19 protein-coding genes and 4 pseudogenes are annotated in these 23699 nt (G+C 63.7%); 8 read left to right on the top strand and 15 right to left on the bottom strand.

The annotated features are described in order from the left end of the window. Positions 1 to 11: 11 nt before the first annotated feature. The 6 genes and pseudogenes from C6W55_RS09070 to C6W55_RS09045 all read right to left on the bottom strand — a co-directional run. A complete protein-coding gene (locus tag C6W55_RS09070; RefSeq protein WP_286892405.1) occupies positions 12 to 1088 on the bottom strand; it encodes a response regulator transcription factor in 1077 nt (358 codons plus the stop codon). Then, on the bottom strand, positions 1085 to 2875 hold the full coding sequence (locus C6W55_RS09065) for a sensor histidine kinase (RefSeq protein WP_286892404.1): 1791 nt from the start codon (positions 2873 to 2875) through the stop codon (positions 1085 to 1087). The genes C6W55_RS09070 and C6W55_RS09065 overlap by 4 nt, the downstream gene beginning before the upstream one ends. A gap of 274 nt (positions 2876 to 3149) precedes the next feature. Then, positions 3150 to 3413 (bottom strand): annotated as a pseudogene (locus tag C6W55_RS09060) (glycoside hydrolase family 3 N-terminal domain-containing protein); the annotation flags it as partial. Between the two features lie 142 nt (positions 3414 to 3555). After that, positions 3556 to 4297 (bottom strand): annotated as a pseudogene (locus C6W55_RS09055) (ABC transporter permease). A gap of 12 nt (positions 4298 to 4309) precedes the next feature. Then, the gene (locus C6W55_RS09050) at positions 4310 to 5062 is read right to left on the bottom strand and encodes an ABC transporter permease (protein WP_015253435.1); all 753 of its coding nucleotides are present in this window, start codon (positions 5060 to 5062) and stop codon (positions 4310 to 4312) included. Continuing rightward, positions 5059 to 5754 (bottom strand): annotated as a pseudogene (locus tag C6W55_RS09045) (AAA family ATPase); the annotation flags it as partial. The pseudogene C6W55_RS09045 and the gene C6W55_RS09050, both read right to left, overlap by 4 nt. Between C6W55_RS09045 and C6W55_RS09040 the strand changes: the two are divergent. Continuing rightward, positions 5754 to 6353, top strand: a pseudogene (locus C6W55_RS09040) (sensor histidine kinase); the annotation flags it as partial. The pseudogenes C6W55_RS09045 and C6W55_RS09040 overlap by 1 nt on opposite strands. A 268-nt stretch (positions 6354 to 6621) precedes the next feature. Here C6W55_RS09040 and C6W55_RS09035 read toward each other — a convergent pair. From C6W55_RS09035 to C6W55_RS09000, 8 genes are all read right to left on the bottom strand, one after another. After that, positions 6622 to 9183 carry a beta-mannosidase gene (locus C6W55_RS09035; RefSeq protein ID WP_015253434.1) on the bottom strand — a complete coding sequence of 854 codons (2562 nt, stop codon included), beginning with the start codon at positions 9181 to 9183 and terminating at the stop codon, positions 6622 to 6624. A gap of 39 nt (positions 9184 to 9222) precedes the next feature. Further along, positions 9223 to 10125 (bottom strand): fructosamine kinase family protein, encoded by a 903-nt coding sequence (locus C6W55_RS09030; protein ID WP_286892403.1) that lies wholly within the window; start codon positions 10123 to 10125, stop codon positions 9223 to 9225. Further along, positions 10118 to 11611 (bottom strand): sensor histidine kinase, encoded by a 1494-nt coding sequence (locus C6W55_RS09025; RefSeq protein WP_213483508.1) that lies wholly within the window; start codon positions 11609 to 11611, stop codon positions 10118 to 10120. Before C6W55_RS09025 ends, C6W55_RS09030 begins: the two co-directional genes overlap by 8 nt. A gap of 25 nt (positions 11612 to 11636) precedes the next feature. Further along, positions 11637 to 12329, bottom strand: coding sequence for a response regulator transcription factor (locus tag C6W55_RS09020; protein ID WP_286892402.1), 693 nt, complete (start codon positions 12327 to 12329; stop codon positions 11637 to 11639). A 45-nt stretch (positions 12330 to 12374) separates the two neighbouring features. Further along, the gene (locus C6W55_RS09015; RefSeq protein ID WP_286892401.1) at positions 12375 to 13151 is read right to left on the bottom strand and encodes a lantibiotic immunity ABC transporter MutG family permease subunit; all 777 of its coding nucleotides are present in this window, start codon (positions 13149 to 13151) and stop codon (positions 12375 to 12377) included. A 2-nt stretch (positions 13152 to 13153) separates the two neighbouring features. Continuing rightward, the gene (locus tag C6W55_RS09010) at positions 13154 to 13912 is read right to left on the bottom strand and encodes a lantibiotic immunity ABC transporter MutE/EpiE family permease subunit (RefSeq protein ID WP_286892400.1); all 759 of its coding nucleotides are present in this window, start codon (positions 13910 to 13912) and stop codon (positions 13154 to 13156) included. Next, the gene (locus C6W55_RS09005; protein ID WP_213483512.1) at positions 13909 to 14625 is read right to left on the bottom strand and encodes a lantibiotic protection ABC transporter ATP-binding protein; all 717 of its coding nucleotides are present in this window, start codon (positions 14623 to 14625) and stop codon (positions 13909 to 13911) included. Before C6W55_RS09005 ends, C6W55_RS09010 begins: the two co-directional genes overlap by 4 nt. 234 nt (positions 14626 to 14859) lie before the next feature. Beyond that, complete coding sequence (locus C6W55_RS09000; protein WP_286892399.1) at positions 14860 to 16794, bottom strand: glycoside hydrolase family 127 protein; 1935 nt, start codon at positions 16792 to 16794, stop codon at positions 14860 to 14862. A 129-nt stretch (positions 16795 to 16923) separates the two neighbouring features. Here C6W55_RS09000 and C6W55_RS08995 point away from each other — a divergent pair, with 129 nt between their 5' ends. Then, on the top strand, positions 16924 to 17793 hold the full coding sequence (locus C6W55_RS08995; RefSeq protein ID WP_286892398.1) for a helix-turn-helix transcriptional regulator: 870 nt from the start codon (positions 16924 to 16926) through the stop codon (positions 17791 to 17793). A gap of 141 nt (positions 17794 to 17934) precedes the next feature. Here the strand turns inward: C6W55_RS08995 and C6W55_RS08990 are convergent, their stop codons facing one another. Further along, the gene (locus C6W55_RS08990; RefSeq protein ID WP_286892397.1) at positions 17935 to 18450 is read right to left on the bottom strand and encodes a hypothetical protein; all 516 of its coding nucleotides are present in this window, start codon (positions 18448 to 18450) and stop codon (positions 17935 to 17937) included. Between the two features lie 219 nt (positions 18451 to 18669). On the opposite strand from C6W55_RS08990, the gene C6W55_RS08985 reads away from it, so the two are divergent. The 6 genes from C6W55_RS08985 to C6W55_RS08965 all read left to right on the top strand — a co-directional run bounded on the left by C6W55_RS08985 (position 18670) and on the right by C6W55_RS08965 (position 23698). Next, positions 18670 to 19509: a helix-turn-helix domain-containing protein gene (locus C6W55_RS08985; RefSeq protein ID WP_286892396.1), complete on the top strand. Its 840-nt coding sequence runs from the start codon at positions 18670 to 18672 to the stop codon at positions 19507 to 19509. 175 nt (positions 19510 to 19684) lie between these two features. Next, on the top strand, positions 19685 to 19942 hold the full coding sequence (locus C6W55_RS08980; protein WP_213483517.1) for a VOC family protein: 258 nt from the start codon (positions 19685 to 19687) through the stop codon (positions 19940 to 19942). An 80-nt stretch (positions 19943 to 20022) separates the two neighbouring features. Then, positions 20023 to 20283 (top strand): response regulator, encoded by a 261-nt coding sequence (locus C6W55_RS18110; RefSeq protein WP_353682028.1) that lies wholly within the window; start codon positions 20023 to 20025, stop codon positions 20281 to 20283. Continuing rightward, complete coding sequence (locus C6W55_RS18105) at positions 20265 to 20588, top strand: winged helix-turn-helix domain-containing protein (RefSeq protein ID WP_353682027.1); 324 nt, start codon at positions 20265 to 20267, stop codon at positions 20586 to 20588. The genes C6W55_RS18110 and C6W55_RS18105 overlap by 19 nt, the downstream gene beginning before the upstream one ends. After that, a complete protein-coding gene (locus C6W55_RS08970; protein ID WP_286892395.1) occupies positions 20561 to 22033 on the top strand; it encodes a sensor histidine kinase in 1473 nt (490 codons plus the stop codon). Before C6W55_RS18105 ends, C6W55_RS08970 begins: the two co-directional genes overlap by 28 nt. Positions 22034 to 22105: 72 nt before the next feature. Continuing rightward, positions 22106 to 23698, top strand: a complete 1593-nt coding sequence (locus tag C6W55_RS08965; protein WP_286892394.1) for a S41 family peptidase — start codon at positions 22106 to 22108, stop codon at positions 23696 to 23698. Position 23699: the final 1 nt, after the last annotated feature.

Below are 23699 nucleotides of genomic sequence, written 5' to 3'. Positions count from 1 at the left end.
ATTAACCGCTTTCATTGGACTTTGTTAACCTGGACGACGGCACCGGATTTGCGAATCTCGCCGGGCGTGACGCCGAATTGCTTCTTGAACAGCCGGTAAAAATAAGCGACGTCCTCGTATCCGACCAGCCCGGCCACCGCCTTGATCGACAGGCTGTCCTCCGCAAGCAGCGACATCGCCCGTTCCATCCGCAGCTTCAGAATGTAATCGGTTACGTTCCACCCGGTCTCCTGCTTGAACGCCCGGCTCAAATATTCTTTGCTGACGAAAAAGCGCCTGGCGATGGATTCCAGCGCCAGCGGCTCCGCGTAGTGCTGTTCGATATACTGCCGGACATCGCGCAGGTTGATCTTGTTCCGATACTTGCGTTCTTCCTGCAGCTTGTCAAAGGCCTGCTCATAGAGCTCCCGCAGCGCATCGACGGTGGTGCGCCAATCGGCGGAAGCGGGATCCCAGCGGCGATTCGGGTCGCGGATCTCGAGCCCGTGCAGCACGATCGTCTCTTCCCACTGTTTCCACAATTCGTGATAGACGCGATGGATGAGCGCCCGCGAATGTTCATGATCCAGGAACTTCCGGTACAGCTCTTCGAACGCCCCGCGCAGCGCCTCCCGCTCCCCTTCGGTCAGCAGCGCGGCCATTCGCTTGGCGGCCGCGTCGATGGCGGCGACCGTCTCGCGGTCCAGGACGCCCGGCGTCTGCCACTCCAGCCGTGCGGCAATCTCTTCGCGGCATTTGCCCAGGGCCGTGTTCAACTCCTGCGGATCGATCGGTTTCAGCAAATATTCGTGTACCTTGCTGCGGATCGCCTGCCGGGTATAGACGAAATCGTCATACCCGCTGATGACGATGACTTTCGTGCCGCCGCAATGTTCATCCAGGTATTGCAGCAGCTGCACCCCGTCAACGCCGGGCATGTGCATGTCCGTAATGACCAGCTGCGGCTGATGGCAGCGGATGATCTCCATCGCCTTCCGCCCGTTGTCCGCTTCGCCGATGATCTCCATGCCGAACTCTTCCCAGCGGCCGAATTGCTTGATGACTTCCAGCGTCCAGGGTTCGTCATCGACCAGAAGTGTTTTGATCACCGTTCATCCCGCCCTTCCGTACTGTAAGGAATCGTGACCGTCACCGTTGTCCCTTCGCCCCGTAGGCTGTCGATCCAGACGCCGTACGGCGGTCCGAAATGCATCCTGATGCGCGCGTTCACATTCCGGAGTCCGATTCGCTCTTCGTTCTCCCATACCGGGTCATGGCTGGCCTGAAGCTGCCGCTGCAACTGCGACAATCGCTCCGGCGCAATGCCCGCTCCGTTGTCCCGCACCGTGATGACGACCGTCTCCCCGCTTCTTGCGCAGATGATCCGGACATGCCAGTCGTCGCCGATTTCCGCTTCAAGGCCGTATTTCACCGCATTTTCGACGATCGGCTGAAGCGACAGTTTCGGAATGGCGCAGCCTTCAAGCCCCGGTTCGACTTCGACGGTGAACCGCAGTTTGTTCGGAAAACGCCGCTCCTGGATATACATGAAGTTGCCGACATGCGCGAGCTCTTTGCCCAGCGTCGACAGATCCGACTCCCGGACGATATAGCGGAACATGTCGCTGAGCGCGCGGATGACCTGATAGATTTCATGCGGCGGTTTGGACATCGCCATGCCGCCGATCATCTGCAGCGTATTGTGCAGAAAGTGAGGATTGATCTGGGCCTGAAGCGCTTTCAACTGGGCCGTTTGCCGCTGCAGATTGAGCACATACTCCGTCGTGATATGATCCCGGAGCCGCTCGGTCATGCTGGCGAACTTCGCTTCCAGCATGCCGATCTCGTCAATTCTGGATTTGCCGGGGCGAAAATCCGCAGGCCCCGTCGGCGCCAGCACATTGAACCGCTGCATCGACTTGGCCAGCCGGACGATCGGCTTGGAGGTCTGCAAAGCGATGAAGACGGCCATGCCGGCGGACACGAGCACGGAGATGAGGCCGATGACCAGTCCATATTGGCCGGTCTTGTTGGCGCTTGCATTGATCAGACTGGCCGGCACGATCTTGACGACGAAAAGCGGCCACGAGGGAGCCGCGCTGTAGAACACGTAATATTCGCCGTGTTCGACGACGCCCGCTTCGCCCGTCGCTGCCGCGTCGCGAAGAATGCCGGCGAACGCGGCCGGTTCAAGATCCGCGTCGCCGTATCGGTAGAGCGGATTGCCTTCTCCGTCGGCAATGTACACCAGGCTCTCGTCCTCCGGATTGGCCATGTTCAGCACGCCGCCGAGCATGTCCCAGCGCACATCAAGCAGGATACCGCCCTGCTTGCTCCGGTCTTCGAACCGGTTGATCGTCCGCATCAGATAGAACCGGCCGGGCTGCGACGGATGGTTCACGATCTGCACGTCCAGCCGGTTCTTGAACATCTGCTGCCACGGTTCGGGGATCGACTCGGTGTTGGTGATGGCGAACTCCTGGTTGCTGACATAGAACAGTTTGTTCTTCGTCATCGTGTACAGCTCGATGCCGTGCAGACTGTCAATCTCCGAATACAGCGTGGAAGTAAGCAGATCCATCAGGGCACTCTGCGCCGAGAACTGCCGGCCGAGCGAATCGGAATCGAGCAGGTCGATATTGTCCACGTACGCGGGGCTGTAGAGGATGGAATAGATCAGATTGTTCAGCCGCCGCAGCCGTTCGTCCAAATATTCGCCGACCCAGGTCAGCCTGGAACGGTTGGACTGGATGATTTCCTCCTCCATCGAATCGTGGGCATTCCGCATGGCCAGCAGCGTGACCACGATGACCGGAATGGCCGCGATGAGTACCATGCCCAGCATCAGTTTGTTGCGTATGCTTTTCCTGAAAGGCTGCACCAGCCATCGGAACATGTTCCGCACCGCCTGTCTTTGCCGCATTCAGCCCCTTCATTATACGAGGATTTTCGACTCCGGTGGATACTCCTTTTTATGACTCGGCAGCGCTCAATTTCCGGTTCAGCCCGGCAATCCAGTCATCCAGCTGCCGCTCGGTCAGCTTGCCGCCGCTGAACGACACGAGATTGCGCAGCGGCAAATACCGGATGATCGCCTCGAACATGCCGCCCGCATCCTGCTCCGCGGCCCCGCCGAACGGATTGAACGCGTCCAGCAGCTGCCGCGCAGCCACGGTCCAGGGCTTCGCCTGTTTCATCGCCCCCTCGAAGCTCGCCAGATAGATTCCCCTCAGCGTCCGCTCGTCAAGGACAGCGTCGACCGACATCCGGCGATGCTCCTGGTTGTTGACGGCGAAATGCTTCAGCGAGGTGCCGACTCCCTGGCTCTGCACGCCGCGAATGTGGCTGGCCGCCATTTCGGAAGACAGGTAAGGATCCTCCGAGAAATATTCGAAATTGCGGCCGCACAGCGGGGAACTCTTCGCACATTCCCCCATCATGGATATTAACTTCCAGAGTAGGGGAAAACCGGCGGCCGGTCATTTCATTAGATTAACCGCTTTCATTGGATAATGTTTACCTGATGCTTTGCGACGCACGCCGGTTCATTCAGCTCGCCGATGCATGCGCCCCCTGTCACGCCGTCACGACATCCCGAACCTTGAGTCCGCGGACGAACCAGGCGGCAAAGAGCACCCCGTACCCCGCATTCATCGTCCAGAACAGCGCCTCCTGCAGCGGATCAAGCGCATCCCGGCTCAGCACATGCATGCCGATCGTCAGCAGCGAGTACGGAAAACAGAGCCCCCATTTCGCCACATACAGCCCCAAGCCGATGAGCACCGCCGCCAGACTGAAACCGACGGGCACCGCGAAACTGCGAATCCGGAGCGACAAGCCGAGCTGCAAGGCGCTGATGGACAGGCAGGCGTACCATCCGCGCAAGGCCCACCCGATCGTCTCCGCCGGGAACGGCCCGGGCAGCGCAAGCAGCAGGCCCGCGATCCCGTACAGTCCCATGAACAGCGCCTGGACAAACAGGATCAGCAGCGAGGCGACGATCCATTTCGCCATGAAGACGGCGGCGACCGGCACGGGGGCGGTCATGACCAGGTTCCAGTTGCGGTTCAGATGCTCCAGCCGGCACACCCAGGCGCTCACGATGGCGACGAGGACGGGCAAAAAAAAAAAAAAAAAATACGCCGTAGAACAGGCTGACCTGCGTCCACAGGCTGTACCAGCCGTTCGTCAACACTCCCCGGTTGAGCGCGTAGTTCGCGCATCCGATCAGCAAACTGATGACCGGCAGCACCGCAAGGACTATGCCGATCCGGGAATGCCGCAGTTTGAGCCATTCGGCCGACAAACTCTGTCTCATCGCACCCACTCCTCAAATTTCTTTCCGGGCAACATGCAGGTTGCCGAAGATGAAGAACAGGAGGGCTGTCCCCAGCGCCGCCATCGCGATTCCGCTGTTCCAGGGCTGTGCCGCGAACGTGCCCGCGGATTCGGCATACCGGTACGTCACCGGGGCGAGGTCCAGATAACAGGACCAGATCATCCACCGCCGGACGCCCGCCGGAAACAGCGGCGCGGTAAGCCCGATGAAGCTGCCGAGCATCCCCAGGCACAGCGCGAACGCCTGATTTTTGACGGCCATGGCGATCCATTGCTGAAGGGCCGCAACGGCGAGCGTCGCCAGCATCGTCCCGCCGATGAACCGGAGCAGCCATGGAGCGGGCAGCCCGCCCGGAAACCCCTGTGCCAGACCGTAGACCGCCATCACCGCCGCCTGCACCGCAATGGCGAGCAGCAGCAGGCTGCCTGCGCACCCGTATTTCGCCGCATACAGGCGTCCGCGGCCCACATTGAGCGCGGCGAGCAGCTTCCACGTGGAGCCTTTGTGCTCCATGTCGCACATCCGGGAGACGACGATGGCGGTGATGAGCGGCATGAACAGCCCGTTCAGGGAGGCGGTCATGAACAGGATCGACGCCCACACGGCCTGATCCGGATTGCGGGAGACGGACAGGCTGTTGGACATGCATGCCCACAGCATTTCCGCCGCGAGCAGGAGCAGGATCATGGGAACGATTTTCTTGCGACGAATTTTGTAATATTCGAGCTTGAGCACCCGCATCACAGGCTTCTCTCCCTTCCGGTCAGCTCCAGGAAAATATCCTCCAGACTGCGCCTGTGCTCCTCAATCCGGGTGACCGGAATGTCCCGGGCCACCAGCAGCCGGTTGATCTCCGCCACTTCCCGGTCCGCGAGCGGGCCGAACACGAGCCGGCCGCCGCTCAGGGCCGGGCGATACCCGTGGACGGCAAGCAGCCGTTCCGCCGCGGCATTATCCCCGGTATGGAACCGGATTTCGCCCCGGCTTCGGGATCGCAGGCTGTCGAGACTGCCCTGGAACACCATCCGGCCTTCGTTGATGATGCCGACCGAAGTTGCGATCTGCTCGATTTCCGCCAGCAGGTGGCTGGACAGCAGCACCGTCATGCCGTAGCGCCCGGGGAGCGTCTTGATCAGTTCCCGGATTTCCTCCATCCCCGCAGGGTCCAGGCCGTTCGTCGGCTCGTCGAGGATGAGCAGCCGGGGAAACGCGAGCAGCGCCATGGCGATGCCCAGCCGCTGCTTCATGCCGAGCGAACAGGCTTCCGCTTTCTTGTCCCGGTGTTTCTCCAGCCGGACGATCCGCAGCGCTTCCTCCACATTGCGGTCCGGCAGGCCCCGCAGCCGTTGCACAACTCGCAAGTTCTCCAGACCCGTCAGATGGCCGTAGTACGAAGGCGACTCGATGAGCGAGCCCGTCTGCCGCAGAATCGTAGGACAACTCCGATCTCGGGGAAGAAGAGCGGCGGCAGGCCGGCATCATCCGGCGCCAGGGCGAGAAGCTGCGCTCCCTCGTCAGCGACCTGAACTTGGTCTCGATGCTGGAGTACGAGATGCAGCCGATCCGCCGGGAGCCCGTCCGTCTCTCGGCGATCGCGCGGCAGGCGGCCGCGGATATGCTGAACGGCGGACTCGATGAGCGGTATAAGATCGTGCTGCGGCTGGCCGATGAAGAGACACAGATCGACGGGGACAAAAGGCTGCTGCTCCGGGCGATCGCCAATCTCATGCAGAACAGCGTCCATCACAACCCGGAAGGCTGCCGCATCGCCATCGAGACATTCCTGTCCGAAGACCGGACCCTCTGCCGTCTCGTGGTTCGGGACGACGGGCGCGGCATCCCGCGGGAGCAGTTGGCGGAATTGACGGAGCTTCCGTATTCGTCCAAGCGGAAGCAGCCTCCCCGGCACGGGCACGGCCTGGGTCTGCCGATGGTCGCCCGAATCGCGAAGGCCCACCACGGCAGACTTCTGCTCGACAGCCCGGATGGGGGTGGCTTGACCGCGGCGATGGAATTTCCCGCGGAGGGGGCGTGAGGCCGGATGCGGCCGTCAGGGCGCCACGCCGATCCGGCCCCCGCTCGGCGCCAATAACGGCACGGCGTGCCGTTAATCGGCCTGCGCCTGCCGTGCGCACAGGCAATAACGGCAAAATCTGCCGTTATTGGACGCAGTCAGGCCGATCCGTCCCCCGCTCGGCGCCAATAACGGCACGGCGTGCCGTTATTCGCCCTGCGCCGCCCGCACGCACGGGCATTAACGGCAAATTATGCCGTTAATTGCCCGCATCCTTGCCTTCGGCAAGTCAACCGCCCGCTTCCGCTTCCCCGTTGATCGCCGACACCGCGATGGCTTCGATCCGGATTTCCCCGCCGGACAGGTGCCGCAGCTCGATCGTCCGGGACTCGCCCGGGAACAGGTCGAAGAAATTGTCCGAGCAGACGACTTCCTCCTGCGGAATATCGAGCATGACGAAGCGCGCGAGCCGGTCGGCCGTCACCGCGATCGTCCGCCTTTCGGCGGATCGCTCAACAGACAGCTGCGCCGGCGGGAAGCGGAGATCCTTGAAATCCCGCAGGTAATACACATTGTCCGGGAACCGGCCGCCGTGCGACCTGAGCCGGACGGCGACCGCATCCGGCGCGGCGCCGCCGAGCAGCTCTTCCTCGGCATATTCCGCGAGCTTCCGGGCTTCATTGGGCCCGACGGAAACCGCGACCGCTTCGGTCCGCACCACCCTGCCTTCAAACGTGACGACTTCCAGCACCAGCTCGTCTTCCACCGCCTCCTGTAAATCGTTGACCAGCCAGACGGCCAGCGGCTTGCCGGGATCGTGATCGATCGATGCCGCGACCGGAGCGAAAAATTTCCGCGCGTAGTAATAGGACGCTTTCGGCAGCAGACCGTAATCGATCAGCGACCAGCTCGTTCCCGGCCAGCAGTCGTTCAGTTGCCAGATGAGCGCGCCGGCGGTGAACGGCTTCCGGCGCCGGTAATGCTCGATGCCGTATTTCAGCCCTTCCGCCTGCGTCAGCATGGAGTAGCGGATGTACTGGTCCAGATCGCGGGGAACGCCGGTGTACCCTTCCATCAGCAGCATGCCTTTTTCATGGAAGATGTCCTTGTTGCGGTACGCCATCTCCTCGCTCTGCCAGTAAAACTCGCCTTCCGGAATGTACCGTTCGAGCGTATGGCGGTTGGACGAGGCGTGCATGCCGAATTCGTTGGAGAAGCGCGTGCGGTCCTTCTTGTAGTTTTTGAACGACACGCCTTCCACCGAAATATTCTGCAGCGCGGGTTCCCCGAACTTCCGCGGCTCCACGTTGCCGTGCCAGACCTGCCAGTTGTGGCGGTTGCCGACGTCCTCCGCGTTGTGGTCGTTGCCGCCGTAAGGGGTGCTCGGCCGGTAGACCCGGGTGGGGTCCAGCTCGTGCAGCAATTCCGGAATGAGCTCATGCCAGATTTTCCGCCCGTACAGCGGCGTGGTGATGCGGCCCGCTGTCTTTTCCCGCTCATAGAGCCAGTCGATCTCGTTGTTGCCGCACCAGAGGGCGATGCAGGTGTATTTCCGGAGGCGCCGGATCGCCTTGGCGGCCTCGTCGCACACGTTCGCCATGAAGTTGCGGTTGTAATCCGGGTACAGGGCGTTCGCGAACATGAAATCCTGCCAGACGAGGATGCCCAGCCTGTCGCATTCGCGGTAGAAAACATCCTTCTCGTAAATGCCGCCGCCCCAGACGCGCAACATATTCATTCCGGCATCCCGCGCCAGGGCGAGCAGCTTCTTGTAGCGTTCGTCCTCCGCCGCTCCGATGAAGCTGTGTACGGGAATCCAGTTGGCCCCCTTGGCGAAAACGCGGACCCCGTTCAGGCGGAAACAGAACAGGTTCTCCCCGCTCTCATGCCGCTCCTCCAACACAAGCTCCCGGATGCCGAAATCCTGTTCAACCCGGTCGAGGACATGGCCTTCGGCGTCTTTCAGCGCAACCGTCAGCCGGTACAGGAACGGTTCGCCCAGATCGTGCGTCCACCACAGCTTCGGCCGGTCCACTTCGAGGACGATCGTCGCCTTCTGTCCCGGCAGGCGGACGTCGGCAAAAAGCGACCGCCCGTCCGCCGTCAGGCCGGCGCATCCGGTGACGGACCGCCCGTCCCCCGTCAGGCTGACCTCCACGGTCAGCGGCTCCCCGCCGCACGGCCGGCGCAAAATCTCCGCGTCCACTTCCACGACCGCCCTGCCGTCCAATACGGCGGCTGTGCGGGGAAAGACGGAGAAGATCCGCGCCTTCCTCCATTTCCGCAGATGAACGTCCTTCCAGATGCCGACCGTCGCCAGGCGCGGCCCCCAGTCCCAGCCGAAGTTCATCGCGGCCTTCCGCACCCAGATCCGGTCTTTCTCGAATCCGCACCAATAGTTTTTCTCCTTGTCCCTGACCGGAAGATGCACCGGGTCGAACCGGACCGCCAGGACGTTGTCCCCTTCTCGCAGCAGTCCGGTGACGTCGAACGCGTGCTCCACCAGCATATTTTCCGTGCGGCCGAGTTCCAGACCGTTCAGGTAAACGGTCGCAAACGTATCGAGCCCTTCAAACAGCAGCTCGACGACCTCGTCGTCCTCCGGCTCCCCGTCCCAGGCGAATCGGGTCCGGTACCACCATTCCTTGTCCTCCACCCAGCGGCATTTCATGTCGTTGTGCCCGACGAACGGATCGTCGATCACCTTCTTTCGAACCAGGGTGGAGTGCACGTCTCCCGGCACCTTCGCGTCGAGCCAGAAATAATCGGTAAAATCGGGCGAGGCGATTTCCAGAGGCGCCCGGGTTCCCGGCTCAAACCACTGCAGCTTCCAATTGCCCGCCAGTTTCATTCCCATTCCCTCCGCGTTCCTCCGTTTGACGACTCGCATTCACACGCCGCCGGCATACCGCCGCAGCACCCGGTCGACGGCGGCGCCGTACGCTTCGCCGAACAGGATCAGGTGCACCAGCAGATGGTACAGTTGATAGATCGGTTTGCGCTCCTCGTATTCGGGGGCGACGGGGTACGCTTCCCGGTAGGCCGCGTAGAATCGGGCGGGAAAGCCACCGAACAGCTCCGAGAACGCCAGGTCGCACTCCCGGTCGCCGTAATAGACCGCCGGATCGATCAGCCAGGGACGCCCGTCCAAGCCGGCCAGCCAGTTGCCGCTCCACAGATCGCCGTGCAGCAGCGACGGGGCGGGCCGATCCGGCAGCCACCGGTCCAGACGCTCCATCAATCGGTACAACCTGTCCCTTCTGTGCTTCGGCAGCATCCCGCACTCATCCGCCAGCTTCGCCAGCGGCAGCAGGCGTGAGTCCCGGTAGAAGGCCGCCCAGGAACTGTCCGGCGTGTTCACCTGCGGCAGCAGCCCGATGTAATTGTCCGTGCGAAGCCCGTACCGCCCGTCCGGGCTCGTCTTGCGGTGCTGCGCGGCGAGACCGGCGCCGAGCGCTTCGATCGTCTCCGGGCGGGCCGGTCCGGTCTCGATCCACTCCAGCACGATCATGCCGCCCGTGCCCGTCTGTCCGGGAATCTCCCCGGCGTAGAGCGGCTCCGGAACGGCCAGCGCTTCCGCTTGCCCGAGCAGCGCCAGCCCTTCCGCTTCCCGCTGAAACATGAGCGCCGGCATGTCCCGGCGCACCTTCACGAAGAGCCGCCGCCGCTCCGTGTCGATGCGGTAAGACTCCCCGATATCGCCGCCCCTCGCCTCCCGGACGGACACGATCCGCTCGTCCGCCATTCCGGGTACGGCCCGGGCGACGGCTGCCTGGAGTTCGTCATCATTCATCCGCGCATCCCTCCTGTCGCGCCTCTTCACGCCGTGCGGACGATGTCTGCGGCGTCTCGATGGCGTGGTGAAACGCAATGCACGCTTCGCCGGTTTCGGCATTGTACGCCCTGGCCGCCCCGCCCATCTTCGCCGCAAGCTGCCGCACGATGTAGAGCCCCAGCCCGGCATGGCCGCCTTTGCTGCCGCGGGCTTCCGCGCCGCGATAGAACCTGCGGAACAGGTTCTCCAGATCTTTCTTGCTGAACGGCGGCCCCGTATTGCAGATTTCATACTCGGCCCGGTCGGGGCGGACACGGACGGCGATCCGGATCCGGCCGCCCGGAGGCGTATGCTCCAGACTGTTCGTAATCACATTGTCCAGTATCCGCTCCGCCATTTCCGCATCGAACCGGACCGGCGTATCGGCATCGCCGCGGATGTCCGCCTCGATGCGGATCCGGCGCTGCCGCGCCTCCAATTCATAGTGAGACAGCTTCTGCCTCAGGAACGGGCCGATCCGGACCTCGACCGGCCGGACTTGCAGGCCGGGGCCTTCCAGTTCGGCGATGTACAGCATCCGCCGGACGAGGGCGGAGCATTTCTCCGCATTCTCCCGGATAATGTCCAGGTATCGGGCCTGTTTCGCCGTGCGCGCCGCTTCGGGATCGTCCAGCAGCGCTTCCGCATAACCGAGAATGAGCGACAGCGGCGTCTTCAGATCATGGGCCAGCGCCTCGGTCATGCTGCGCCGCTCTTCCTCCATTCGCCACTGGGCGGACAGGGAGCGCTTCAGTTCGTCCTTCATCTCGGAGAACGCGGCGCTCAGCCGCCCGAGCTCATTGTCGGCGCGGTAATCGAGCTCGAAGTCGAGATTCTTGTTCTTGATCTGATGGGCAGCCGCCATCAGCATCTGCAGCGGCTTGTTCACGCGGGCGGCAAAACGTTTCGTGAAGAACAGAATCGCCAGCACGAAATAGATGAACGGCGTCGCGATCATGACGATAAGCAGCGCCGCGATCCAGTAGCGCCCGCTGTCGCTTGCCGGCGACACCTTCAGCTCATAGGCAAGCAGCACGGCGCCGGACAGCCCGTCCTGACCGCTCACGACGGGCACGGCCCGGACGAATCTGCCCCTGGCCGGGAAGGTCGTGTTGAGCCGGCGGATCAAGTCTTCCGGCTGCGCGACGTAGGCCGCATCGCTCGAGCCGTACACCCGGTTCCCGGCCGCGTCGAACACCTGATAGTCCATGCCGTCCCGCGGAATGACCCGCTCCAGCCGTTCCCGGGCGGCCGGATCGATCAGCGCCCCGCCCTGCTCCCGGATGTACGCTTCAATGCCCGGTATTTGAGCCTCATAATAATTTGCGGGGTTAATCTTTTTGTACAGCAAATAACTGAACAGCCAGATCCCCGCCGCATACGTCACGATCGTCGCCAGCAGGCTGGAGACGACGATCAGCACGATGGTCAGCCGGATTTGCGATTTGAGCGGTTTGTCCTTCACGAGCGCGCGCTCCTTCAGCAGGCATTCAACGTTTGTTCCACTTGTAGCCGATCCCCCACACCGTGGCGATGTACTCCGTATCCGGGTCGACGGCTGCGAGCTTGGCGCGGATTTTTTTTACATGTTCGACGACGGTGGACGAATCGCCTTCCGCATCGAAGCCCCACACTTCCTCGTAAATTTGCTCGCGGGAGAACACCTGCCCGCTGTGCGTGGCGAGCAGTTCAACCAGGTCGTATTCCCGCCGGGTCAGCGGGACGGGCTTGCCGCCGATCGAGAGGGTCCGCTCTTTCAGATCCAGCCCCAGATCGCCGAAGTACAGCTTCGACCGCTTCCGCTCGGCGTTCAGATACTGGGCCCGCCGCTCCCGGCGCAGATTGGCTTCGATGCGCGCCATCAGTTCACGCAGGCCGAACGGCTTCAGTACGTAATCGTCGCCGCCGAGGTTGAATGCGGTGATCCGGTCCATCTCCGACTGCTTGGCGCTCAGGAAAATGATCGGGCACATCACCTCGTCCCGGATCGCCCGGCACACCTCGTAACCGTTCAGATTCGGCATCATGATGTCGAGAATGATCAGATCCGGCTGCTTCCGGGCCTGCCGCACCCCTGCCTCGCCGTCGCTCGCGGTGAGCACCGTGTGCCCCCGCGCCTCCAGCTCCTCCCGCAGCAGGGAGACCAGGTCTTCTTCATCGTCGATGATCAAAATGCAGGCCATCCCCTCACCCCTCAACATCGAAAAAGCTTGCGTCCGTCCCCATCATCAGTCTTCGCCGCGCCGCCCTTCCCATCGGCCGAACCACGCTGCGCCGCCCATCGCAAGTACGGCGAAGAGCAGCAGGGCCGGCAGCAGTCCGCGGGTCAACGCATCCGGCTCCGCCGGGAACTGCGCCAATCTGACCGGCCATGCCCACGGCACAAGCGGCCAGATCCGATCCCCGACGCCGGTTGCGCCGACGATCGCCGCCATCAGCAGCCCGGCTCCTCCGATGCCGACGCTCGCGCCCCATCCGAGGGCGAGGCCGAGCCACTGGTGCAGCGCGATCTGCGGCAGCGCGCCGGCGAAGGCAAGCAGCACGCCGCCATGGAACAGCCCGGCATCCGCCGCGGCAAGCCCGGGGATCAACCGCATGCCGAGCAGCAGCATCGTCGCCGCGCACAGCAGGCCGCCCGCGTTGATGAGCACAAGCAGCAGCAATCTGGCGGCATAGACGACCGGTCTGGATGCGGTGGAACCGAGCAGTGCGCCGTAATGCCCCGCATGTTCCTCCTGCAGGCTGAGCAGTCCGGCCAGCGCTCCGATGGCCAGCGGGAACAGCACGGTCCAAACTTCGAGGAAAACGCCGGGCATCCGCTGCGCCGCGTTGACCGGCAATTGCGACATATACCAGAGGAAGAGCAGCGCGTACGCCGCGGGAGCGGCCATGACGGCCCAGCGGAGCGGCGTCCGCCTCGTCTTCATCCAATCCGCCCGCATCAGGCGCAGCATCGTCACGGCCGGCATGCTTCGATACGGTTTCCTTCGGCGCAGTTCCGGCATGGTCACCGCACCTCTCGGCCCGCGAACCAGCCGGCGGTCAGCGCGGAAGATACGATGAGAAACAGCAGCGATGCCGCGATGCCGAGCGGGATGGTAGAAGGCTCAAGCATCGGATCGCCCGGCTGAAGCGGCACGCCGTTCGGATGCACGCCGATGAGCGGCGCCATGAGCCGGGTCGGCCAGCTCCACGGCACGGCGATCCAGTACGGCTTGGCCGCCGCAAGCACGCCGGCCGGCATCGCCGCGATGCCGAGCGCAAGGCCCCCGAAGGCGCCGAAACGGGCCGCCGCAAACAGGTGGATCGGAATAAGGCTGAGCGAGACCAGCCAGATCAGCAGACTGGCCGCCGCGATCTTCATCAGCGGAACGCTTCCGCCTGCCGTCAGGAGACCGGCCGCTGCGGCCGCGATGATCAGCACGACGGACGACAGCAACTGATAATAGCCTAGCACAACAATTTTGCTCAGCCAAAGCTTCCCGGGATTGATCGGGTTGGCGCGGAGGCTGCGGTAGTTCCCCGCTTTCTTCTCCCGGTTTTCCGCAAGCACGCAGAGCAGCGAAACCCCGATCGGGACGAACAGCACCGGCCACCAGTTGAAGATCATGGCGAGCAGCGCGCGCCAGGGCAGCATGGTCTGATCCGGCAGGTAGAAGCGGATGACGGCGCCGTACAGCGCGAAGAAGAGCGGTGCGGCCAGCGCAAGTTTCTTGGCGAAGCTGCGCTTGTATTTCAGCCGTTCGGCGGTAATCAGGTTCTTCATCTTGCGCCCGCCCTCCTGTCGGAGGCGCGGACGACTTCCATGAACAGCGCCTCCAGATCGGCGTTTTTGTCCAACGGTCCCTGATAGCGCAGTTTCCCGCCGCTGATGATGCCGATGTCGTCGACGATCTGCTCGACTTCGTTCAGCGCATGGCTCGACAGCAGCACGGTGATGCCCTGCGCGGGGAACGAACGGATCAGTTCGCGAAGCTCCTGGATGCCGAGCGGGTCGAGGCCGTTCGTCGGCTCGTCGAGAATGAGCAGCCGGGGCCGCTTCAGCAGCGCGATCGCGATGCCGAGCCGCTGTTTCATGCCGAGCGAGAAATGCGCGGCGCGCTTCTTGCCGGTGTCCGTCAGATCCACCGTCTCCAGCACTTCATCAATGCGGCGCTCCGGCAAACCCAGCATCATCGTGTGGACGTTCAAATTCTCCCGCGCGGTCAGGTTGCCGTACAGCGCGGGCGATTCGATCAGCGCCCCGATCTGTTCGAGGCTGCTTCGGCTCCACGGCTTGCCGTCGAACCACATGGCCCCGCCGGTCGGGCGCAGCAGCCCGGCGATCATTTTGAGCAGCGTCGTCTTGCCGGCGCCGTTCGGCCCCAGCAGGCCGTACACGGTGCCTTCGCGGACGGCGAGCGATACTTCGTCGACGGCCGCCGCATGTTTGAACCGCTTGCTGATGCGGTCGGTTCGCAGGATGCACGTTTCGTTCATGCGCATCATCCCTCGTTTCATCGATGTTCCGTGCCATGAACGAAGCGTATCAGGGAAAAATAAAGAAACGCTAAAGTGTGCGGAAAATTGTGCGGATGCGGATCGGCGGGCAACGGGAAAAAGGGCGCGGAAGCGCGGGAACGAAAGTCGGCGGGACGACGGCGCCGACTTGGAGCGGACGCGGGAGCTGGAACGGAACCGCGTTCCGTAACCGCCCCGCCCGCGCACGGCAACTCAACACCGCAGCCAGACGCTCATCTCGCCGGGCTCCCGGTTCCCCCACAAGTAGTACGGGATCGCCTTAAGCCGCTTCGGCCGCGACGCGTTCCGGAGCGGCCGGTACGGCGCATCCTCCGGCCAGTCCATATCGGCCGGCACCTCGCCGCTCCCCTCGACGACGACGCAGCCGCCCAGCAGATCCGGCACGAACGCAGCGCTCAGCGCGGGATCGTCCGCCAGCGACAGCGCGGCGAGCGGCGCGCCGTTGTCCGCCTCCTCGACGCAATACACGAGCGGACCGCGCTGGATCGCCGCCTTGCCGGCGTTCGCGCGAATCTCCGGACGCGCGCCGATCAGCACCGTCTCCATCGGCAGCAGCCATTCCACACGATCGCCGTCCGACCATTCCCTCTCCACGACCGCATAGCCATTTTCCACGCGGTACGGGCAGGCTGCACCGTTCACCGCAAGCCGCGGCTCAGCCGTCTGGAACCAGTTCGGCACGCGCAGCGCCAGCGCGAACCGCGCTCCGCCCGCTTCCCCGGGAACGGACAATTCGAACCTCACCGTGCCGTCCCACGGCAGCCCCGAGCGCTGGCGCAGCGTCACGGCACGTCCCGCCATTTCAAACCCGGCTTCGCTGCCGATGTACAGGTGAACGTACACCTTGCCGGCCGCCTCGTCGATATCGTAAATGTAATCGTCCAGCGAGCAGAGCAGCCGCGCCACGTTCGGCGGACAGCACGAGCAGCCGAACCATTTCTGGCGCACCGGCTTCACGTGGCGGCGGTCCGGATTCCGCATGCTCGCCTCCGGCCACACCTCCAGCGGATTGACGTAGAAGAAATGCTTCCCGTCCCGGGCCATGCTGCCGAGCACGTTGTTGTACAGCGCCCGTTCCATCACATCGGCGTACTCGCTCCGCGCTTCCAGCCGGAGCATCCGCCGCGCCCAGAAGATTAAGCCGATCGAAGCGCACGTCTCCGCATATGCGAGATCGTTCGGCAGGTCGTAGTCGAACGTGAACGCCTCGCCGAGATGCGTCGACCCGATGCCGCCCGTGATATACATCTGCTTCTTCGTCGTGTTGAACCAGAGCCGTTCGCACGCTTCGCGCAGCCGAACGTCGCCAATCAGCCGGGCCAGATCCGCCATCGCGCTGTACAGGTAAACGGCGCGGACCGCGTGGCCGACGGCCGCCGTCTGCTCGCGCACGGGCAGATGGGCCTGATACACTTCCAGATCCGGCATCCCGGGGTTCCAGATCGGCGTGCGGCCTCGTTTCCATTCCGCGATAAAATAATTCGGCTGTTTCCCGCGCTCATCGACGAAAAACTTGCTCAGTTTCAGATACCGCTCCTCGCCCGTTGCCCCGTACAGCTTCACGAGCGCCAGCTCGATCTCGGGATGCCCGCAGTACGCCCGAAGCTGCCCTTCGCCGGGCCCGAACGTGCGGTCGATCAGATCGGCGAACCGGCAAGCGATGTCGAGCAGCCTCCGCTTGCCCGTCGTCTCGAAATAGGCGACCGCGGCCTCGAACAGATGCCCCGCGCAGTACAGCTCGTGCGCTTCATACAGGTTCGTCCAACGCTTGTCCGGTTCACGAATCGTGAAATACGTGTTCAAATACCCGTCTGCCTGCTGGGCTTTCCCGATCAGCCCGATCACTTCGTCCGCGATGCGCTCCAGCTCGGGATCGGGCTTGAGGCGCAGCGCGTACGCCGCCGCCTCCAGCCATTTGTAGAGATCGCTGTCCTGAAAAACAAACCCGCCGAACTCGCCTTCCTCCAGCCCGGCCGCGATGCGGAAATTGCGGATCGCATGGCTCGGCTCCGCTCCTTCGATCCGGTCGTTCAGCGCTTCCCACTGATAGGGAATGACCGTGCCCGTCACCAACTCCTGATAAGCGCTCCAGAAGTCGTCGCGAATCCGAATGGCTGCTCTGCTCATACCGGCTCCACCTCGGGGATGATAAATTTTGACTCTTCACGACCACGAGTATATGCGGTATCGTCAAGAAGGAACAGCATAAGAACGCGCTTATTCTTATAAAAAATGAGACTGAATCCGGAGAGATCCATGAGCGAGACAACCGTCATCGAACTTGCGACTCCGCCGCTGCCTTATTATCGGGAGTCCGGCTGCGCGGTGTACCAGGCCGGAGACCGGCATCCGAACCGCGCCGATTTCGGGCTGTTCGATCTGCTCGTCGTCGCATCGGGCACGCTGCACATCGGGGAGAACGGGCGGGAATGGAGCCTGAGCGAAGGGGATACGCTGCTGCTGCTGCCGAAGGGAGCGCACTATGCGGTAAGGCCGTGCGAGGAGGAGACGATGTTCTATTGGCTGCATTTCGAACATGCGGACTGGCGTGAAGTTCCCGCGCTGCCCGAAGCGGAAGCGCCCGCTCCTTCGTCGCCCTTCGACCGGCCGAAGACGATCCGGCTGCCGAAGCATGCGCCGCTGTCCGATCCGCGGCTCGCGTTCGACAAGATCCGGCGGCTGCTGGCACTGCCGATCGGAGAAAGCTTCTGGGAGAAGCAGCAGCTCCTGTTCCAGCTGCTCGCCCTGCTCGAACGTGAACAGGCCGGGTCCGCCGAGACGCCGGCCGCGCGGGTCGCCGAGCGCGCCGCATTCTGCCTGCAGCAGCGCTACAGGGAAGAGATCACGAACGAGACGCTCGGCGAATGGCTGCACTATCACCCCAGCTACATCGTCCGCTGCATGAAAAAAGTCTACGGCGTCTCGCCCGCCCGCTACCTGCAGCAATATCGCATCGAACAGGCCAAACGGCTGCTCATCTCAACCGCATGGCCGGTCGAACGGATCGCGGACGAGGTCGGTTTCCGCCATGCCCCGTACTTCTCGGCCTGCTTCAAGCGCTGCACGGGCATGACCCCGCAGGAGTACCGGAGAAGCGCGCATAGACGCGGCGCGCTGCGGAAATAAGCTTGTCCGGCGGCAGCCGGCTGACCGCTCATAATGCGGCAGCCGCTTCGCGGAGCAGCCGTGCCAGCAGCCCGGCATCGACCGGCTGCCCTTCCCTGATTTTCATCGTTCTCCGTTCCGGCGTGAATACTCCTCCTCCATTTATTTGTCCCGCGTATCAGCACCCGCGCCGAGCATCCGCAGAATGTACACCATGCTCAGCGGAATGACGGACATGTTCTTCAGGAAGAACAGCGCGGCGGTGTACACCTGATCGTAGTCGTACTCCTCCATGCCGAGCAGCACCATGTAGCCCTTCATGAAGGCCGGATTCAGCAGCCATTCGAGCGTGGTGTTCATGAGCACGTACAACCCGATGATGAAAACCGCGATCTGGGCGAGGAACGTCACGGGCCAGTTCCGCTCCAGTTCGATCTTCAGGCTGCGCTGCCATCGCTGCCACAGCGCGGAATCGAACACGTCCCGAAATCCGGAGCGGTGCATGAGCGCGAGGATGAGCAGAAAAAGTACCACCCGGGTCGATTCGACGGCGATTTCCATCCACAGCGGCGTATTCAGGTCGTTCCACATCTGGATGAAGCGGAACGTCGACGGGATCAGCGAGAGCAGCACGAGGCTGAGATGCCGGTAGAAAAATCCGATACTCCAGACAAACAAACGGACTCCGTCAGATACGGCATTACGGATTGTCCTGTCCATGAGTCAACTCCCGGGCGGAAAGTATTTCTGGAACCAAAGATAACGTCAAGCGAGTCTGGTGTATTGTAAGAATCGGAACAGCACTTCCCCGCGCATCCCAATACTGTTCAATCCATGGAACACGTGCTATATTTCGTCATAAGCAGAATTTCCTGGAACGAATGGAGGCGAGATCCGGTGAGCAGGCTGACCGTCAGACGTTTGACGCCGCGGATGGAATTGCGGAAATGCGTGAAAGACATCTGGGTGTTCGAAAGCGCCGGAGGCCTGTCCGAGGAGGAGCTGCAGGTCGTGGTTCCCAACGGCTCCGCCAAGCTGATGCTGTATTACAAGGGAGATTTCACGGGGCTGGTGTGTCAGCGCGCATACAAGCTTCCGGAGCACAAGCTGTTCATCCTGGGGGTGTCCGACTGCGCCGCGGTTGCCGAGTTCGACCGGGACAAGCCGTTCGGCTGCATCTGCTTCGAGCTTCATCCCGCCGGCGCCTACAGGCTTCTCGCCGTTTCGCATCATGAGCTGCGCAACAACCTCGTGCCGTTCGAGGAGATCGACGGCGGACCGGTCTACCGCATGTTCGAAGAGCGGATTGTCCTGGCGTCCGACCCGGCGCAGAAAGCGATTTTGCTGCAGGATTATCTGATCAGGCTGCTCTCCCTGACGGAGCCGGACGCGAAATTCGAATACAGCATCCATGCCATCCGGAACTCGCGCGGTCTCCTGCCGATCGCGGATCTGTCGCAGGATCTGGGGGTAAGCGACCGGTGGCTGCGCGCGAAATACGCGGAGCGGCTCGGCCTCAGCCCGAAAACGTTCGCTTCCATCGTTCGTTTCCAGCATTGCTTCCAGGCCTTGATGCGCGACAAGCGCGGCTTCATGGAGAACCGGCAGTTCCAGGATTATTACTACGATCAGGCGCATTTCATCAAGGAATTCAAGCGCTTCATCGGCCACTCGCCGGCCAGGTATTCCTCGCTGCAGAACGAGGTGGGCGAGATTATTTATACGGACAATCCGTGACTCCCTCGGCCAAGACGCGTTCATTCAATACGGCGAAGAGCTGGCCGCCTCGAGATGAAGAAAAGCAACGTCTACAACATCCTCTCCCGCGCCCGTTCGAAAATGAAGGCGACGGAGTGGTATTCGGACTTGGAACGAACTTCACGATCCGTTCGGCGGCCTGCCGTTCATCGCGATGGATCCGGGCGCCGATCTGCTGTTTGACGACGGCCGGCTCAGCGGTTCGACGGCGGTTGTCGATCCGGACAGCGGCTCCGCCGTCCACGCAAAGCCGCTCGCCGTTCTGGAAGCGCCGGACCTTTCAGCCATACACACGTACCTGCGCGGCAAGAACGTCCCGGTTTCCGGGATTGCGGACAATTGGGGCAGCCGGTATTTCACCTTCGTCGATCCCGACGGCAACGGCGTCATCGTGCGGGAAGCCGCGGGCTGAACCGCTTTTTCTCATCTGTTTTTAATGTGCGCGGCGTACAATGGGGGCAGCCATTCCTGTGAAAAAGGAGGGTTGCCCCCATGCGCGTTTTGGCCGTGGAAGACGACCGCCGTCTGCTGGCGACGATCGTGAACATTTTGCGGGAGGAAGGCTATGAGGCCGACGGGGTGGAGACGGGCGACGACGGATTGTATCTGGCGCAGCAAGGCATCTACGATCTGCTGGTCGTGGACATCATGCTGCCCGGCATGAGCGGGCTCGACATCGTCCGAACGCTGCGCGCGGAAGGCGCCGCCACGGAGCGGCCGAACCGAACGGGGATGTGCGCTACAACCGTCTGACCCTGAACACGAAGAAACGGGAAGCCGCCGTCGACGGCGAGCCGCTCGAACTGACGCACAAGGAATTCGAGCTGCTGCTTTTTCTGCTGCGGAACCGGGAGCAAATTTTGACGCGGGACCAGCTGTTCTCGCGGGTGTGGGGGCTCGATACGGAGATCGGCTGCAACGTCGTCGATGTGTACATCTACTATCTGCGCAGGAAGCTGAAGCCGCACGGTTACGACCACGTCATTCAGACGGTTCGGAACGTCGGCTACATGCTGAAGGAGAGCAGGCCATGTTCGCCAAAACCCGGGCCCGGCTGACGCTGCTCAATGCGGCCGTGTTCCTTGTCGTGCTGGCGGTGATCGGGACGGTCGTCTATGCGCTGCTGCGCGCGCAAATTTATGACCGGCTGGATGCCGGGCTCATGGCCGCGGCGCAGCGGTTCGCCCCGGCGGATGAGCCGAGCCGCCGCTACGAGCAGCAGCTGGGCGCGCCGGCGGGCGAAGCCGGAACGGCGGCACGTCCGCCCCTGGAGCGCGGCCCCGTCGTGCTGCTCTGGGACGGACAGGGCGTGCCGTATCCCGCTTCGCTGGCGGATGCGGGGTACGAATCGTTCTATGCGCAATTCGGCGCGCACCGGTCGGCGGAAAGGCCGGTTACGGTGCAGATCGGCGGCCATTATTACCGCACCTTGTTCCTGGCGCTGCCCTCCCCGTTGCTGCTGCATCGGAGCCACAGGCCGCCGGGCGGGGCGGAAGCGGACGTCGGCGCATCCGGCGGGACGGGTTCGGCGTTTGTCTACGGCAGCGATTCCGGCGGGACGGGTTCGGCGTCCGGTAGCGGCTCCGGCGCGGCGGACCCGGCGTCGTCCTCATCACCGGCAGCGCCGATCCCGATCATGCACGTTCAGGCCGTCGTCAATATGGATGCCGAGCAGGCGATGCTGAACAGGCTCGCCGACTGGTTCCTGATCGGGCTCGGGCTGGGCGGCGCGCTGACCGTTCTGGCCGGCCTGTACCTCGCCAATCAGGCGCTCAGGCCGATTCGCCGTTCCTGGGAGCAGCAGCGCCGGTTCACCGCCGACGCTTCCCACGAGCTGCGCATGCCGCTGTCGATCATCCAGGCGAATGCGGAGCTGATGCTGATGCATCCGGATCGCTCCGCGCTGGAACACAGCGAGCAGATCTCGATGGTGCTCGCGGAAGCGAAGCGGATGGCCAAGCTGGCGGACCTGCTGCTGCTGCTCGCCAGGTCCGATTCCGGCCGGGAGGAGCTGCTGCTCGGCGACGTGCGGCTTGACGAGCTGATCCGCCATGTGATGCGGCTGTTCGAACCGCTGGCGGAATTGAACGGGGTGCGGCTCGAGGCGGAGCTCGCCTCCGGCGTCGAGCTGACGGGAGACCGCGACAAGCTGCAGCAGCTGCTCGTCATCCTGCTCGACAACAGTTTGAAGCACACGCCCGCCGGCGGCGCGATCCGGGTCACGCTGACAAGACGCGGCCAGCAGGCGGTCATGATGGTGGAAGATACGGGCGAAGGCATTGCCGGGGAGGACTTGCCGCACATTTTCGAGCGGTTCTATCGCGGGGACCGGTCGAGAAGCCGCGGCGACGGCGGCACGGGCCTTGGCCTCTCCATCGCCCGCTGGATCGCGGAGAAGCACGGCGGCGCGATCACGGCGGCAAGTCAGCCCGGGCGCGGCACGACGATGACGGTCCGCCTGCCGGCCGCGCCCGCGGGAAAGCGGATCGGGCGGTTCAAGTAGGTTTATAATCTGATTTTTATTTGCCGCTCCCATAATGGTCTCCGAAATCTGCGATTCAGGAGGCCATGAACGATGAAGCTTGTGTTGAAACACCGACGGATGCGGAAAATCGCCGGCATCCTGCTCATTGCCGCAGCGATCGCCGGATGCGAGTCCGGGGCCGCGCGAGGCGGGCAGGCCGCGGGAGAGCCCCTTGCGACCGGCGCGGGGCCCGGTCCGGCGAGTCCGGCCGTGCAGCTCGACGCCGCCGTGCGCAGGCAGGTGGCGGAGGCGTTGGCGCAAGCGCTGACGGAGCATTATGTCTACGAAGAGATCGGCCGTGAGATGGCCGAGGCGATCCGGAACAAGCTGCAAGAAGGCGCGTATGACGGCATCCGCTCGCCGGTCGAATTCGCCGACGCCCTGCAGGCCGATCTGCGGGAGATATCCCGCGACGGGCATCTCGGCGTCCGGTATGAGCCGATGCCGCCCGCGCCGGGGGCTGCGCCGGACGGTCCCGCGCCGAGGGCGGCGGAGCCGGGCGGACCTGCGCCGGGCAGTCCCGTGCCGAGGGCCGCGGTTCCAGGGCCGGCCGTCCCGCTTCCGCGCGATGCGGGACCGATGGCGCCGGGCCTGACCGCGCCCGAGCCGGATGGTCCCGCCAAGCCGATCGGTCCGGCGCCGAAGGCTCCGCTCGCTCCGGCGCCCCGGGCGGCCGGGCCGGACGCGGCGGCGCTGCCCGACGTGCGCATCCTCGACGGCAACATCGGCTACATGGCGGTGAACGCGATGCCGCCGTCCGAATCGGCCATGCGGGCGATCGCGGCGGCGTTCGCCCTGCTGAACGGGACCGACGCGCTCATCCTCGACCTGCGCGGGAACACCGGCGGATCGCCGGCCGTCGTCGGCCTGATCGAAGGGTATTTGAGCGAAGGCTCGCCCTATACGACGAACACGGTGCACTGGCGCAACGGCGACCGGCCCGAGCGGCTGCGCACCGCCGATGTCGGCGATCTCGCCTACGGCAGCCGGAAGCCGGTCTACGTGCTCACTTCGCCGGCAACCTTCTCCGCGGCCGAACAGCTCAGCTACGATCTGCAGGCGTTCAAGCGGGCGACGATCGTCGGCGAGACGACCGGCGGCGGCTCGCACACGTCGAACATCGGGCCCGTCCCGCTCGGCCACGGCTTCGTCGCGAATATCCCGACCGGCTATCTGATCAACGCCGTCACCGGCACGAACTGGGAAGGGACCGGGGTGCGGCCCGACGTCGAAGTCCCCGCCGAAGAAGCGCTCGCTGCAGCCTGGTCGCTGGCGGCGCGGACGCTGGCGGAAAGCGCGCCCGACCCGGCGGCCCGCGCCGGGCTGGAGCTACTCGCCGAGGCAAAGCTGAGCGGCGAACCCGATCTCGAGTTCGCCGCTCTGGAAGGCGAATATGCGCCGGTCCAAGGCGGAGGCCCCGGCATGCCGGCGGCGATCCGCCGGGAGGACGGCGCGCTGCGCATCCGGATGCGGGCCGGCTCCTTCGTCCGGGACGCCGCCCTCGTCCACGCCGGCGGCAACCGCTACACGCTGGATGGCTATCCGAGCGGCTTCTCCTGCGCCTTCGTCAAGCGGGAAGACGGCATCCGGCTGCTCGTGTCGGACGCCGGCCGTCTGACCGTCCTCGGCAAACCCGGGCGGTAAC

Origin of the sequence: Thermobacillus sp., assembly GCF_003390775.1 — a bacterium.
In the GTDB taxonomy this organism is placed as follows: Bacteria; Bacillota; Bacilli; order Paenibacillales; family Paenibacillaceae; genus Thermobacillus; species Thermobacillus xylanilyticus.
Note: the sequence above shows the minus strand (reverse complement) of the source record. Positions and strands in the feature narration are given on the sequence as shown.